Source organism: Undibacterium cyanobacteriorum, from assembly GCF_031326225.1.
Taxonomy (GTDB): Bacteria; Pseudomonadota; Gammaproteobacteria; order Burkholderiales; family Burkholderiaceae_D; genus Undibacterium; species Undibacterium cyanobacteriorum.
In genome coordinates this window covers 27001-42605 of sequence record NZ_CP133720.1, presented here as the reverse complement: position 1 = coordinate 42605, position 15605 = coordinate 27001, and the positions used below count along the sequence as shown (strand labels likewise).

Here is a 15605-nt window from a genome sequence, read left to right as displayed (position 1 = left end):
TTTTTTGCAACAGCGTCAGTATCAGTGTCAGGCTTGCAGAGGCAGGACAATGATTGCCGCAACGCCACCTTCAGGTCTTGCCTTTAAGGTTAAGCTAGCTCGGTCTCCATACATGGACTCCAAACGCTCCCGGATATTCGCTAGACCAATTCCAGAACCGGAAGTGGTACCCCCAAAACCAACCCCATCATCGGCCACACAAACCTCTAATTTCTCTTCCTCGTCGGCGTCAAAATAACGCGCGCTCACCTGAATATGTGCGGGACCGATTTTGGGCTCAATGCCATGTTTAATCGCATTTTCTACCAAAGAGATCAACAGCAGCGGCGGGAAAACTGCATCCTTCACTTCACTCTCAATCGTAAAACTGAGACGTGGAATACGCGCTTGCATCAAACTCAAATAGGCTCTCACCGTCTCCAATTGCTTGGCCAAGCGCCCTTGTTCAACACTGCCATCGCCACGCATCTGTGGGATCGTACTACGCAGATAATCAACTAAATGGTCGACGATCGCGGTTGCGCGTAAGGGTTCGGTCAGGATCGCTGAACGTACACCCGCCAAAGTATTGAACAAGAAGTGCGGTTCCACTTGTGCGACCAACACAGAGAGCTTTAACTCAGCTTCGCGGCGAGCATTTTGTTCTCTTTCCAACTCTTGTTTTCGCAGGGCCTCAGCCAAACGGCGACGCTGACGGAAATAGACGATCAGATCAAAAAAGCTCCCCCAATAGAAACCCGCGATCGACATTGGGAACCATGCTAAGAAGTTTGCCACCGCATTCAGAACCGGGCCGCGCGCCTTAACGCGCTCTTCACGAGCCGCTTTTAGGATACGTTCATTCTCTTCAAGAATACGTCGACGCTCACGCTCTTGCGGACTGAGTGTGGCTGGCACCGAAGCAGTTGCGGAGGCATCTGCTCGCTTCACAAAACTATCCGCGCTGTGTTCTCGGAAGGTGTCCACCGCGCCATGCGCCAATAGGGCTAAAGCGATACTCAGCAATAAGCCAAACACCAAAGCGCTGGTGATTAAAGCGCCTTCTTTACGCTCGGAATAATGACGTTGACGCACCCACACTGCCAGTCCTTGTCCTATCGTGAAAAGGCCAGAACCAAATATAAAAAACGGCATAGTCCAACGCATGTATTCGACCCAGCTATCCTGCGTCAGCGTCGTCACCAAGGTAATCACGACCCACAACACGAAAAGCGTCGCAGCAAAAGCGATATTCCGATGACGATACCAAGTGCGAGAAAAGACCGGATAATTTCTATAACGATTCATCCACGTGTCACTTTGAATCGAGACCTCAGCTGGCAAGGCATCTTCGGACAAACGTGTTTCAGGCAATGGGGTAGAGCTTGGCATGGCAATTCCTTTATCGATTGCCGCCACTGTATCAAGAACCAAAGGGATGCGGGAGGTCTGCGACAAAATCGATGAGTGGCAGATAAACCTCAAAAAATACGGGATAAATTAAACTTTATTCCGAACTGGCTTCAGGATTTGCTTCAGGCTTAGCAGCCTCATCAGCGGACGGCGAAACTTCCTCAGTGGTCTTCTGTTTCGCACGACTCTTACTGGCAATGCGCAGAACCGTGTTACGAATCGACATTAACACCGCCACTGCATTAAAAGGTTTTACGATGAAACCCACCACTCCACGATTTTGCGCCTCTTTAATCACCTCGGCGTCCATTTTGGCTGACACCAAAAACACCAAAGACTTGGGCAAGTGATTACGCAAAGAGTCTAGGAGGGCAAGTCCAGCTTGGTCAGGTTCACCAATATCGACACAAATAATTTGCGGTTGCAGCTTGACCATGCGTGCAATATTACTCGGGCTATTATTCCCGTCTCCAATGACCTCGTGACCACCATTGGTCAGCACGGTCCCCAACAAATTGCGGGCCACTGCTTGGTTATCGAGAATATAGGCTTTGAGCATGGACTGAAATCAAACTGAGAGATTGACGTCCCATCATAAAGTAAAAATATTGTCTTGTGCCAACATTCACCGCTACAGCGTCATGACTCTGCGCTTCTGCAACACTTTAGCAAGTTTAAGCATGTGGGCTCGACTTATTAGCTCAACTATTAGCTCAACTATTAGCTCAATTATCAGCTCAATTTATCGATTCGACGCTGGCTTGGCGTTCTTCACATAGCGACTCATCCATTGATCTTGTTCCCATAGCATATGCAGAATCGACTCCCGGGCACGATAAATGTGGCTCTCATTGGGCAGCATGACCAACCGCGTCGGCGTCCCTAAACCGGCCAAAGCCTGATACATGCGTTCGCTTTGCAGCGGGTAGGTACCGGGATTATTGTCGTCTTCGCCATGTATCAAGAGCAAAGCTTCATCGATTTCATCGGCGAAATGGAAAGGTGACATTTCCAAATAGGTCTCTTTAGCGCGCCAATAAGTCCGATCTTCCGACTGAAAGCCAAATGGCGTGAGGGTGCGGTTGTAAGCTCCTGAACGCGCGATCCCAGCACGGAACAAATTCGTATGTGCCAGCAAATTCGCCGCCATAAAAGCGCCATAGCTATGGCCACCAATCGCGATCCGATTACGATCGGCGACACCGAGTCGTACCACTTCATCGACCGCAGCCTCAGCATCCATTTTTAATTGTTCAACAAAGGTATCGTTCGGCTCGCGACGACCTTCGCCAATAATCGGCATGGTCGGGCCATCCAAAACGGTGTAACCACGCGCCAGCATCACCATCGGTCCCTGCACATTGATGCGGTTAAAGCGATACGGCGAACCACTGACCTGACTCGCGGCTTCTGCCGATTTAAATTCTCTCGGATAGGCCCACATCAGCATCGGTCGCGGGCCATCTCGCTTCGGCTCATATCCTGGTGGTAAATAGAGCGTCGCGCTCAATTCGACCCCATCTTCGCGCTCATAGCGTAAGCTCCGTTTTTGTATCCCTTTCATTTGCGGCGTTGGATGGGGAAACGCCGTCAACGCGCTGGCCTTCACATTGGGTCCCGCCAACAAATTTCGAATATAAAGATTCGGTCGTTCATCAACAGATTCTCGACTAGTAATAATTTGCGTCCCGTTATCATCCAAGATGCCCAGAACTTCCTCATAATAAGGCGCTTTAGATCGCCACAATCGGGTCGTTTTTTCCGTTGCTAGATGCAATTTATCGAGGAAAGGACGATCACCTTCTGGACTAGCGCCCGTGCCCGTCAGGAATATATATTGACCATCGGGCGTGGTACGAATCACCGAACGACCGAATTGATTCAGGCTCATCACGGGCACACCAGGATTAGCATATTGATCTTCGGTCTTGCGACTGAAAATTAGCTCGGGCTTGATCAACGGAGCGCCCGGATGAATGCGCCAAGTACGTGTATCGCGCGTCTTCGCCCAAGTCTCCGTCACCAAGGCCAAATTATCATTGCCCCATTGCACCGAGCTAAAACGCCATGGCAATTCGATCAATTTTTGCGGGGGAGCGGAGAATGGCGCGGCCTGCTGCACCATCACATCGTGCACCCTCGAATGCACTTCTGGATCACCACCTTCCTGCGCTTCCAACCAATACAAGGTCGCTGGCTCATCGTTGCGCCACGCAAACCCACGCGGTCCTGCTTGCACCGCATCGACGCCATTCGGCATACGCTCGCGCATCGCTTGCTCAGCAATGGTTTTCAGCTTCTTGCCTTGCAGCGTCCAGACTTCCACACTTTGCGCGAAACGCTCCATCGGTACTTGATAGGAATACGGGCGTCGCAACTGTGAAAGCAACACCAATTTCCCATCTGGCGAAGCTTGTGCGCGGCTCAGCACCATATTAGGTCCGAACCGGCGTACCGTACCATTGACATTGACCACCGCCAATTGGGTTTGCAATTGCCAATCCAACATATCGGCATCACGAGGCGTACGCAGCAAATCTTGAAAGGTACGATTCTGGCTCAATTTGCCACCGCGCGATTCTTGCGTGGCGGGGCCATCTGGCAAGCTTAAATTAAAAGGCATGGTCTTTTGTTGACGCGGCAATAGTCTGACCAATAATTCTTCCGAACCATTCAGCCAAGAAAAGCCCGCCCCGGTCGTGGCATTCAAGCGCTCATAAATGAGACGACGTGCGCGAGCCTCCTCAACGTCCAGCAACCACAGCTCCACCCCATTTTTGCCCCATACACTAAAGGCTACCCAGTCCTCATCTTCAGACCAGACCGTATCGGCAATTTTGACTTTCGCTGGCAGACCTTGCACTTTACGCATCTTGCCAGTATTCAAATCCAACAAGCTCAAGCCATCACTAAAGTTGACGCGGCTAGCGGCACGCATTTTCGGATTGATACGCAAACCCGCGAGTCGAAGCTCGGGCTGAGACACTTCACTGATACTGGGCAAATTAGGCAAGCTGATCAATAGCGCCTGCTTATTTTGTGGCCCCAGTTTAAATTCTGGGCCACGTGGGGCGTCAACAAGAGCCTGTAGCTCCGCTGGCGGCAATTGATATTTGCCATCAATCGCATAGGCTTGATGAAACACGGCGACACCACTGATCGCCAAGCTCAATAACCAGCGACGACCGTGCTGCAAACTGAAAATTTTTAGACAGGAAACAAGGGGAGAGACTGCATTCATAACATGCTCATCAACTTGCCAGAGTTCGTGCAAAATACACAACAATGGTCAACTCGTGGAAAACCGCGATTGTACGCCAAGGGCTTGCTATTAACACGTTTTGGCCATAATCGACTTCGCATGCATGAGAAAAGCGCAATTCCATTACCCAATTCAAGGTTTTTGTCGTATCAAACCCAATCGAGCGCCGTAGTGACGGTGCTTTCAGTTAGACTACACAATCTGCTGTATCTTCACTTTTCGCTCATCATGTCTGAATTAAACCCCGAACAAATTGCGCAACGCCTCCAACACTTGACGGAACTCAGCGTCGAGTTAAATGGCATTAAGGACGTGAATGCGCTGCTCGAGCGAATTCTACAAACAGCAAAATCTTTGACTGGTGCTGATGGTGGCACTTTGTATCGCCTCAGCGAAGACAAACGCCAATTACGCTTCGACATGGCGATCAATGACACCTTGGGCATGCATTTTGGTGGTTCGCATCCACAAGCCAGTACGATTCCGCCGATTCCTTTGTACACGGAACATGGTAGTCAAAACCTCAACGCTGTGGTGGCCTTCGCGGCGAATCTGAAGCAATCGGTCAATATTGAACACGTCTATCAAACTCCCTTATTCAACTTTTCAGGGATGCGTAAGTTTGACGAAGACAATAATTATCACTGCCAGTCCTTACTGACGGTGCCCATGTTGGACCACGAATCTGAATTGATTGGCGTTTTACAGCTCATTAATAAACTCGATCCGGATACCAAACAAATCCTGCCTTTTTCACGTACCGATCAAGGCTTCATCGAGGCTCTCGCATCGCAAGCAGCGATCGCCATGAGTACCCAAGAATTGATTTTTCAGCTGGAAAATTTGTTCGAGTCTTTGGTGAATTTGATCAACATTGGGATCGATGAAAAATCCCCTAATACAGGACGGCATTGCCAACATGTTCCTGAACTCACCATGATGTTGGCGGAAGCGGCACATCGCCATCAGGAAGGCGAACTCAAAGAATTTCGCATGAGCGACAAAGACCGACGCGAACTGTGGTTAGCCGGCCTGTTGCATGACTGCGGCAAGATCACCACACCGGTGCATGTGATTGAAAAATCGACCAAACTGGAGACCATCTTCGATCGCATTCACTTGATCGACACACGTTTCGAAATTTTGCGCCGTGATTTAGAAATTGCCTTCCTCAGGGAAGGTGATCACAGCGAACCGCGGCAACAACGCTACCAACAAGATCTCGCTAAATTAGATGCAGAGCGCGCTTTTCTACGCCATGCCAATGTAGGTGGAGAGCGCATGAGCGATGATGACCAAGCACGTGTTCGCCAAATCGCACAACGTACTTGGACCGATAGCCACGGTAGCGCGCAGCATCTGCTGAACACCGAAGAGACAGAAAACCTCACCATCAAAGCGGGCACTCTCACTGCAGAAGAACGCAAGATTATCAACAACCACATATCCGTCACGATTCGCATGTTAGAGGCTTTGCCTTGGCCTAAGCATCTTAAAAATGTGCCTGAATATGCGGGTGGCCACCATGAGAGAATGGATGGCAAAGGTTACCCACGTGGCTTAACGCGCGAGCAAATGTCGGTGCAGGCGCGCATCATGGCGATTGCCGATATTTTCGAGGCACTCTCTGCCCGCGATCGGCCTTACAAGACCGGCAAAACCCTGACCGAATCACTCAACATTCTCGGCAATTTCAGCCTCAATGGTCATATCGACCCCGAGCTCTTTCATGTATTCGTGAAAGAAAAAGTGTACTTGGAATATGCGAAGAAATTTATGGATCCATCGCAAATTGACCAAGTCGATGAAAGCAAGATTCCGGGCTACCTGCGTACCACATCCGCACCATAAACCGACCGCACATGAAAGCCTCAGCGCGCTTTATACATGTCTTCACTTTAATCGTAGCCCTGCTGGCAAGCTTCGAAGTACTGTGGCCACGCTACTTGCTGAAACCGGAAGGCAAATTTTCGGATTGGCTGGTCGAAAAGCATGCAAAAACACTGAAAGCTGATACTGATATTGTGTTACTCAGTATCGATGACCGCAGTCAAACCCAGATGGAAGGTTTGGTGGGGCGCTGGCCGTGGCCGCGCTCCGTCTATGGCGAGGTTGTCGAGGCGATCCACCGCCAAGGTCCTAAAGCCATCGTTTTCGACTTAACCTTTAACGAGCGCGACACCGACAGAACTGAGTGGGATGCGGCCTTTAATAATGCGATCCGTGGTAAAACGAATGTGTTCTTCCCCTATGTCAGGCGAGAACTCAACCAAGCCGCCTATGTGGTTCAATTAAGTAAGTTTGCACCCATCTTGGGATTGAGCGCGACCAAAGATGCTGATCCCGATGCGCGGGGCGCTTTCTTACTACCCCTGGCGATCGAAAAGAGTGAATGGCGCGTCGGGACTGTCAATTTTTTGGAGGACGAAGATGGGGTGGGGCGTCGCTATGAGCTCTATACCAATCTCTCGGGCTGGCTAGTGCCTTCATTACCGGCGCGCGTTGCTCAAGATTTGGGATATCAGGTACCCCAGCGCGACAACTTTATTTTGCGCTGGCATGGGGAACTCAACCCCTACAAAACCATTTCCTTCAGCGACTTCTACGCAGACATTGATCGCGAAAAACCACTGCGCTCCAACACCGAATTTAAGGACAAAATTGTCATCATCGGCGCCGATGCATCTTCCCTCACGGATCAACGCGTCACTCCTATCGATAACCGCTATTGGGGCAGCAATATACTCGCCACGGCGATTGATAACCTGAAGAATCAAGTGTTCGTTCACACACCGCCGGCGTGGACCATGCTAGTCGCCACCTTACTAAGCATGTTCGCCATCTATGCATGCTTTCTATGGCGGATTAATGCTCTATATCCCGCCATCGCACTGGCCTTACTTACACCCTTAGCGATTTTAGTCACGTACTTCTTGCTTGGTCGCGGCATTTTGGTGCACATCTTCATTCCTTTGGTGTTCGTTTGGTCATATTACTTTGCCTTGGCACTGCGCGAATATTGGATTGTGCACCGCTCGTATCAAGCCACCATTAAGGAATTCGGACGCTATGTTAATCCACACGTGGTGAAAGAATGGGTGGCTCGCGAGGGGTCAGAACACATGGGTGAGCGAGCTGAGAGCCGCGAAATCACCGTGTTGTTTTCTGATATTCGCGGGTTCACCACGCTCTCAGAAAGTCGCACCCCTGAAGAAATTGTTGATATTTTGAACCGCTACTTCACGCTTCAAGTTGAAGTGATCTTCCGCTACAACGGCACCATTGATAAGTTTATTGGTGACTGCATTATGGCGTTCTGGGGCGCACCGCTCGATAATCCGCAACATGCAAGCGATGCCGTCAAAGCGGCGGTTGAAATGTCTGAAGTTCTCGAGAAATTCAAACTCGAATTGGGCGATTTGGCGACCGACTTTGATGTCGGCATCGGTCTACATTCAGGGCCTGCGGTGGTCGGCTCCATCGGTTCCTCGGAACGAAAAGAATTCACTGCAATTGGTGACACGGTTAACCTTGCCAGCCGCATCGAGGGCCTCACCAAAGGCGTTTCGCGTATCCTAGTATCGAAGGAAACGATGTTGTTATGCGGCGACGCGCTTGACTTTGAAGCCTTTGGCTCCTATAAGGTGAAAGGTCGTGAACAAGAAGTTGAATTATTTGCCCCTAGTCCAAGGAAGCTAACATGAAGTACTTCATAACTCCCATTCTCATCGCTGGCAGTCTGTTGTCGCTACAGGAGGCGAGAGCGCAAAGCCAAGCAACCGTGGTGCGCAGTGCCGAGCTCAAAGCTAAACCATTTAGCGACGCTGAGACAGTTAAAGCGCTCAAAGAAAACGACAAGCTGAACGTGTTGTCGCGTAAAGCGAGTTGGACTGAGGTTAAGGCACAAGACGTGTCCGGCTGGGTAAAAATGCTGAGCTTGCGTTTTGAAACAAGCGATGCGAAAAAGACGGACCTCAACGCACTTGTTGGTTCCGGTCTCTCCTTAGGTAAGGGCACTGCAACGGGTAGTACCACCACCACAGCGGTGAAAGGCTTGGACAAAGAGAGCTTTAAAAATCTCTCGCCCAATATGGAACGTTTCCAAAAAATGCAGAGTTTTGGCACCAGTAAGAGTGAGGCCAAGAATTTTGCCGACCAACAAAAACTGGTCGCGCAAGAGCAGGCTTATGTCAGTGCAGAAGGAGAGAAATAATGAAGAGATATATCCTTACAGCGACAGCCCTTGCTATCAGCCTACTTACTCAAACCGTCAATGCCGTACCCGGACCGCAATTCAATTTGAATAAGCTGCTAAAAACAGCCACGGATGGAGTGAAAGCAATCAAGGAATTCAACGAGGCGGAAGAGATAGAGCTTGGCCAAGAAGTGACTGCGAACTTGCTCAGCTTAGCCCCCCTACTCGATAACCAAGAAGTACAAGCTTACGTCAATCGCGTCGGCCGATGGGTCACGATGCATAGCGAACGTCCTGATCTTCCATGGACTTTTGTAGTGCTCGATATTGAGGACGCCAATGCTTTCGCCGCGCCAGGCGGTTACATCGTTGTTACTAAAGGCCTCCTCCTAAGATTAAACAGTGAAGCGGAACTAGCTGGTGTATTGGGTCATGAGGCTTCCCACGTCGTAAAAAAGCATCACCTCTCAGCGATCAAAAAAGCCGATGCCACTGCCTTTCTAAAGAGTGTTGGCGATACTACCCTAGAGGCTACTGGCAATGCGAATAGTAAGAACAAAAATATTCTTGCGGTGCTCAACACCGTCATCGGCTTGTATGGCGTCGGCTTAGACAAAGATTCTGAGTTTGAAGCTGACCGCATGGGCGTGGTACTGGCCACGCGCGCCGGTTATGAACCCTTTGGGCTACCGGCAGCGTTACAAGCGATTCAAGGTAGAAGTGGCTCTGATCTCAACTTGTTACTCTCTACTCATCCCCCAGCAGGAGAGCGACTCAACCGTCTTGACCGTGTAATGGGTTCTAAATTCGATCGTTACGACACCCTTCCTGCAGTTGAGGATCGTTACTTACATATCAAAGAACTCCTGACTGGCAAGAGAAAATAAGTCATAAAAAAACCGCGAATATTCCCTAATTCGCGGTTTTTTATCAGCAAAAATCGCAACAACATTTCATCGATTCCGCACTACATATCACCCGAGCCAGACGTTTCCTATCAGGCTTGAGGCACGCTACATCCCTAAGAAATGTGATTCAAATACCCACTACTTTCCTTATTTGAGTCACACGGGCCTCATCGAAACGACCTAGCATCATTCACCAAAATTCATGAATTTCAGAATTTGGTTATCAAATCATCTACTTTTATACCCTCTTTGTCGTCGATAAACAACGGAAAACACCCGTAATTGCAAAATAAAATTTTGCAATCTCATAGGGAAATGTCAAAAATTTTGCACTTTTTTCAACTAAATTGATTGAAGTTTTGCTTTATACATTTTGAGAAATTAAATTACACTTTTCATACAAATTAAGAAGCCTGTCATTGTTGCTAGAACGGGCCTAGTGATAACACCGCCAGAAAAAGACATCACCACAAGTGATGTGTATTGATTCAACAAAATCAATTCGAATTTCAAATATGAGATTCCGAGATTTCAGCGGATCCAAAATCAAACAGAATGGGGACTTGAAACTATGTTACAGAAACACAATTTGCTGACTAAGCCACTTTTATTGGCATCCTTAATTGCAGCCGCCTTTAGTGCGCAAGCAGCACACCGCGATGTCATGAAAGCCGTTCCAGGCAATGGCGCAGCACATGCTCATGCAGGTTTGGCACAACACGAATTGCGCGCAGAACGCGGCATGAACTATGCAAACGGTTTGACAGTAACTCGTCACCAACAGCTCTATCAAGGCGTTCCAGTCTGGAATGAAACAGTGGTGGAACATAAACAAAAAAACGGTAAGAGTCATTTGACTGGTGCCGTTTTGCGCAATATCGATCGTGATCTGGCAAGTGTGACTCCGGTCTTTTCCAAGTCCGATGCATTGTTACAAGCCAAAACAAAGACTCAAATTTTCGACACGGAAAACGATCAAGCCACCTTGTATGTTCGCCTGAACGATAAGGGCCAGGCACACTTGGTGTATGTTGTATCTTTCGTTGCGACTGCAACGGATGAGCCACGTCGCCCATTCGTCATGCTCGACGCTAATACTGGTGTCGTGGTCGATAGCTGGGAAGGTATTCATAGCACAACGATCGGTACAGGTCCTGGCGGCAACACCAAAACTGGCCAATACGAGTATGGCGTGAAATATGGTAATTTGGATGTCAAACAAGTTGGTACGACATGCTCGCTCGACAGCACCAATGTCGCGACCTACAACATGAATTCTCTGAGCAAGACGCCATCTGCACCTCATAGCTTCACTTGCCCACGCAATACCGTGAAAACGATTAATGGCGGTTATGCGCCAATGAATGACGCACACTATTTTGGTGGCGTGGTCTTCAATATGTACCAAGCATGGTTAGGCGTACGTCCTATCAGTCAAAAATTATTGATGAAGGTTCACTACAAACGTTCTTACGAAAATGCATTCTGGGATGGTACAGCAATGTATTTCGGTGATGGCGCGACAACTTTCTATCCATTGGTTTCTTTGGACGTGACATCGCATGAAGTCAGCCACGGCTTCACAGAACAGAACTCCGGCTTGGTTTATTCCGGTATGTCTGGTGGCATGAACGAAGCTTTCTCCGATATGGCTGGTGAAGCAGCAGAATTCTTCATGAAGGGCAGCAACGACTTCCAAGTTGGTGCTGAAATCTTCAAAGCATCGGGTGCCTTACGCTACATGAACAATCCGCCCCTCGATGGCCGTTCAATTGACAATGCCTCTAAGTTCACCAGCACTTTGGACGTTCACTACTCCAGCGGCGTGTATAACAAGGCTTTCTACTTGTTGGCAACCAAGACCGGTTGGAATACACAAAAAGCATTCCAAGTCATGGCTGACGCCAATCGCTTGTACTGGACTGCCAACAGCACTTTCAACCAAGGTGCTTGTGGCGTTGAGACAGCCGCTGTCAATCGTGGCTATGTGAAAGCTGACGTGACTGCAGCGTTTGCTGCGGTGGGTGTGAGCTGCGCGCCTTAATCAAAGGGGCGTAGGCCACACGTCGCACAAGTAAACGTTTTCCTTCTAGCGTGTTCCCACTTGTTGGGACACGCTTTTTTATTGTCCTTTTTGTTTTTTTATTGTCTTCTTATTGTCTTCTTATCGCCTCGTTATCGCTTCGTTATCGCTTTTCAATTGCGAGACTTCAAGCTGTTATCACAAGTTTAGTATTTGTGATCCTTATAACCCGCACAACATCAAACCTCAATTTGTTTGAGCAACGCTAAAGCATCCTTAAACGAGAAATTTTCAATTGCAGCGTTTAATTGCTTTTCAAGCTCTGGCGCCAATGCAGTAATCGCACCCCGCAACTCCGCATATAAGCTACTCGCATCGAGATCGTCACTCGCCAACAACTGCTCCAATTGCACAAGACCTTCACGCAATTTTTCAGCATCGACCAGTGCCGGAGTCAGCTCATTTGGCAGCACCGCCACCAGCTGATTAATCACATGATCAAGTTGCTTAGCCAAGGATTGCAAATTCGGTTCCAGCTCCGACATATTGACCGCCTGCACAATTTTTTTCTCGAGTTCCTGCGCTTCACGTTCGACCAAGCTAAAGCCTAAAGTGGCAGCCAAACCTTTCAGCGTATGCACAAGGCGTTTCGCGTCTGCTACTTGGGCTTGTTCAAAATGAAGACGAATCTGTTTGACTTCGTCGCGATGATCATCAATAAAACGATGCCACAACTGACACAAGCGCTTTGAGTTCCCTGCGACAGAGCGAAGCGCACGCGACAAATCCAAGCCGACGATCGATGTCAATTTCTGCTTCAATGGGCCACCCTCAAGGGCCGTCAATGACGGAGCGTCCGCTCCCACTGTTCCCTCATCGTTTTCGAGCAAATCCGGTAACCAGGTTGCCAGAATCCCCGCTAACAAAAATGGATCCACTGGTTTCGCCAAATGATCATTCATGCCCGCTTCAATCGCTGCCGTTCGATCTTCCGCGAAGGCATTAGCGGTCATAGCAATGATAGGCAGATCTTTTCCTTGCGGTAGGGTGCGGATATTGCGAGCGGCGCTTAGGCCATCCATGACGGGCATTTGAATATCCATCAAGACCAGCGCATACGAAGTCTCGCGCACTTTATCAATGGCGATTGCACCATTGCCAGCAATGTCCACCTCAAACTGTAAATCACGCAATAATTCGCTGGCGACTTCTTGATTGAGTTCATTATCCTCCACCAACAAGATCCGCGTACCGGGCTTAAATCGATGACGCTGTTGATGTTTGGAGTGGCTGTTAGAAACGACCTGAGCTTGTCCCCAATGTTTCTCAATGACTTCATGCAACAATGCAGGCATAACTGGTTTCGGGATAAATGCAGCAAAACCACCCTGCAAAGCTTCATCACTCGGGCATCCGCTGCTGCCACTCACCAACACACAGACCGGCAACAGATTAAGTGCTTGCAAGCGAATTCTCTGCCACGTCTGCGTACCAGTCAAACCAGGCATTTGCCAATCGGTGAATATCATTTGATAGGGATCGCCGTCAGCATCTGCTTTCACCACGTAATCGAGTGCCATCACACCATCGGGCACCGAATCAGCACGCGCGCCCATGGCGGTCAACATATCGACCAATAAAGCGCGCGCCTCCTCCATATCATCGATGACTAGAATTCTGGTCCGTGGCGGCAATGGATTGGTGCGAACCGGTACTGCATGATCGTTCACGATCATCGGCAGCTCAACCCAGAAAGTACTGCCTTTGCCAAACTCACTTTGAACACCGACCGAGCCGCCCATCAAGTCAGCTAAGCGCTTCGAGATCGCCAATCCCAAACCCGTGCCGCCGTACGTCCTTGTGGTAGAGATATCGGCTTGTTGGAAGGCTGCGAATAATTTTGCCTGCTGAGTTGGCGTCAATCCTATTCCCGTATCGCGCACTTCAAACCGTAAAACTACCTGATCGTCCTGCCGCGACACGACCCGTCCATGTACCACTACACTACCTTTATCAGTGAACTTGACGGCATTCGCCACAAAGTTCAAAAGAATTTGCCCGAGTCGTACTCCGTCGCCGTGTAACATCGGCGGTAATCCACCAATACGAGCCACCACTTCCAAGCCCTTGGCTTCGGCTTTTTCGCTCGTCAGCGCAAACACATTAGCAATCACACGTTCCAATTCGAAATCGGTTGGATCAAGCGTGAGTTTGCCCGCTTCTATTTTTGAGAAATCAAGGATATCGTTAATGATCGATAGCAAATGCATCGCCGCACCCGCGACTTTATCCAATTGATTGCGCTGTTGATCACTTTGCGCATCTCGACGAATCAAATGAGTCAGCCCAATAATGGCGTTCATTGGCGTACGAATTTCATGACTCATATTCGCCAAGAACGAGCTCTTAGCGCGGTTGGCCTCCTCTGCAGCATCCCTAGCAAGCTTCAGTTCTTCATTGGTTTGCAACAGTTCAAGTGATTGTCGTTCAAGTGTCGAAGTGGTCGCTTCTAGTTTCGCCGTACGGTGCGCAACCAAAACTTCAAGCTCATCGCGATATTGTGCTAACTCTCTCTCTGCCTGTTTACGCTTGGTAATGTCTACCCAAACACCGCTGAGGACTGTTCCTGAGCGCAGCTGCAATGGTCGTATCGAGATCCAAAATTCACGCACTTCGCCTTGCTTAGTGCGATGCTGATTTTCAAACTCAGCGCCACCGTTCTGGATGATTTCATCAATTTTTGAATTGACCTCTGCTTGACTCCAAATCGCCTGAATGTCATACAAAGTAAGTAGCTTGAACTCGTCGCCTTCAAATCCAAGACTCTTCAACATCGCGTCATTAAAGCTCGAAAAGTGGAGAGTATCCAAGTCCAAGGTCGCTATTCCAATCGGCGCCTGACCAACGATGCTGGAATATAGATTTTCACGTTCCTTTAATTCGAGCTGGGTTGCAGTACGCTCCTCTTGGGTTTGTCGAAACACGAGAACAGCATTGGCCAAATCGCCAACGATTGAAGTCTTCTTGCGTGCGATCGATTCAATCGCTTGAAACACATCCTGTTGCTGATGGCCGTGCACATTTCCTAAGGTCAAACGACGCAAACCACGATTAATCAAATCAATTCGACGCGCTAACTTCATCGAAATTGCAAGCCAACATAAGATCATGAAAAGCGTGCCTATCCAACTCACCATGGTGAGTTGCAACGATAAACTCGCCAGCGTCTTGCGCGACTCTTCACTGGTTTGTTGGGCTTGATTGGTGTATGCGAGCGTAATATCCGACAGCAGTAAATTCAGCTCGGCGAATTGTTCAGCCGCGCGACTCAAATGTGCTCGAGCTGTTTTAGGATCAATCGAAATCAGATCCGTGCTTCGAATAACAAACTCACGAAAGCCGACAAAGGCTTTGCCAGCTGCCGGCATTTTTGTCTGAATCAATTCACTCCCATGCGCGCCACCAAGCATGAGCAATTGTTTTTCTAGCAGAGCGACACGATCCACAACCAAGGTATGGATACGATAGGCTTCCGCTTCATCAATTTTCCCGATCTCTGCCTGGGTCAAAGATTCCGTGACCATTTTTTGCAGTTCGGTCATGTCGCGTCCCATCGACGAGGCTAATTTGGCGGACTGTAAATCCTGCTCTTGGTCCTCAGCTAGTGCTTGTTGGGTCTGACTTAATTGACGACGAGTCTCAATATCAAAAGCGGCACCCGCAATCAGAGCAATAGCAACAGGTATAAAAAAATAGAGGAGAAATCGAATGGAACGAGAATGAGGTTCAGGATGAGCTTGTGACATACGAAGACCCCTGGCCTGA

9 protein-coding genes are annotated in these 15605 nt (G+C 49.0%); 5 read left to right on the top strand and 4 right to left on the bottom strand.

The window, feature by feature from the left end; all coding sequences use genetic code 11:
• Positions 1 to 27: 27 nt before the first annotated feature.
• From RF679_RS00165 to RF679_RS00155, 3 genes are all read right to left on the bottom strand, one after another.
• On the bottom strand, positions 28 to 1371 hold the full coding sequence (locus RF679_RS00165; protein ID WP_309482200.1) for a sensor histidine kinase: 1344 nt from the start codon (positions 1369 to 1371) through the stop codon (positions 28 to 30).
• Positions 1372 to 1486: 115 nt separating this feature from the next.
• On the bottom strand, positions 1487 to 1951 hold the full coding sequence (locus RF679_RS00160; protein WP_309482199.1) for a response regulator: 465 nt from the start codon (positions 1949 to 1951) through the stop codon (positions 1487 to 1489).
• A gap of 183 nt (positions 1952 to 2134) precedes the next feature.
• Positions 2135 to 4633 carry an alpha/beta hydrolase family protein gene (locus RF679_RS00155; RefSeq protein WP_309482198.1) on the bottom strand — a complete coding sequence of 833 codons (2499 nt, stop codon included), beginning with the start codon at positions 4631 to 4633 and terminating at the stop codon, positions 2135 to 2137.
• 249 nt (positions 4634 to 4882) lie between these two features.
• On the opposite strand from RF679_RS00155, the gene RF679_RS00150 reads away from it, so the two are divergent.
• The 5 genes from RF679_RS00150 to RF679_RS00130 all read left to right on the top strand — a co-directional run bounded on the left by RF679_RS00150 (position 4883) and on the right by RF679_RS00130 (position 11801).
• On the top strand, positions 4883 to 6505 hold the full coding sequence (locus tag RF679_RS00150; RefSeq protein WP_309482197.1) for an HD domain-containing phosphohydrolase: 1623 nt from the start codon (positions 4883 to 4885) through the stop codon (positions 6503 to 6505).
• Between the two features lie 11 nt (positions 6506 to 6516).
• The gene (locus tag RF679_RS00145) at positions 6517 to 8358 is read left to right on the top strand and encodes an adenylate/guanylate cyclase domain-containing protein (RefSeq protein WP_309482196.1); all 1842 of its coding nucleotides are present in this window, start codon (positions 6517 to 6519) and stop codon (positions 8356 to 8358) included.
• A complete protein-coding gene (locus RF679_RS00140; protein WP_309482195.1) occupies positions 8355 to 8867 on the top strand; it encodes an SH3 domain-containing protein in 513 nt (170 codons plus the stop codon). The genes RF679_RS00145 and RF679_RS00140 overlap by 4 nt, the downstream gene beginning before the upstream one ends.
• Complete coding sequence (locus RF679_RS00135; RefSeq protein WP_309482194.1) at positions 8867 to 9736, top strand: M48 family metalloprotease; 870 nt, start codon at positions 8867 to 8869, stop codon at positions 9734 to 9736. The genes RF679_RS00140 and RF679_RS00135 overlap by 1 nt, the downstream gene beginning before the upstream one ends.
• A gap of 592 nt (positions 9737 to 10328) precedes the next feature.
• A complete protein-coding gene (locus RF679_RS00130; protein WP_309482193.1) occupies positions 10329 to 11801 on the top strand; it encodes a M4 family metallopeptidase in 1473 nt (490 codons plus the stop codon).
• A 218-nt stretch (positions 11802 to 12019) separates the two neighbouring features.
• Here the strand turns inward: RF679_RS00130 and RF679_RS00125 are convergent, their stop codons facing one another.
• Positions 12020 to 15586 (bottom strand): PAS domain-containing hybrid sensor histidine kinase/response regulator, encoded by a 3567-nt coding sequence (locus tag RF679_RS00125; RefSeq protein WP_309482192.1) that lies wholly within the window; start codon positions 15584 to 15586, stop codon positions 12020 to 12022.
• Between the last annotated feature and the right edge of the window lie 19 nt (positions 15587 to 15605).

Excerpts from the sequence above, each read along its gene's own strand:
- RF679_RS00165 (WP_309482200.1), bottom strand. The coding sequence starts at position 1,371 with ATGCCAAGCTCTACCCCATTGCCTGAAACACGTTTGTCCGAAGATGCC.
- RF679_RS00160 (WP_309482199.1), bottom strand. The coding sequence starts at position 1,951 with ATGCTCAAAGCCTATATTCTCGATAACCAAGCAGTGGCCCGCAATTTG.
- RF679_RS00155 (WP_309482198.1), bottom strand. The coding sequence starts at position 4,633 with ATGAATGCAGTCTCTCCCCTTGTTTCCTGTCTAAAAATTTTCAGTTTG.
- RF679_RS00150 (WP_309482197.1), top strand. The coding sequence starts at position 4,883 with ATGTCTGAATTAAACCCCGAACAAATTGCGCAACGCCTCCAACACTTG.
- RF679_RS00145 (WP_309482196.1), top strand. The coding sequence starts at position 6,517 with ATGAAAGCCTCAGCGCGCTTTATACATGTCTTCACTTTAATCGTAGCC.
- RF679_RS00140 (WP_309482195.1), top strand. The coding sequence starts at position 8,355 with ATGAAGTACTTCATAACTCCCATTCTCATCGCTGGCAGTCTGTTGTCG.
- RF679_RS00135 (WP_309482194.1), top strand. The coding sequence starts at position 8,867 with ATGAAGAGATATATCCTTACAGCGACAGCCCTTGCTATCAGCCTACTT.
- RF679_RS00130 (WP_309482193.1), top strand. The coding sequence starts at position 10,329 with ATGTTACAGAAACACAATTTGCTGACTAAGCCACTTTTATTGGCATCC.
- RF679_RS00125 (WP_309482192.1), bottom strand. The coding sequence starts at position 15,586 with ATGTCACAAGCTCATCCTGAACCTCATTCTCGTTCCATTCGATTTCTC.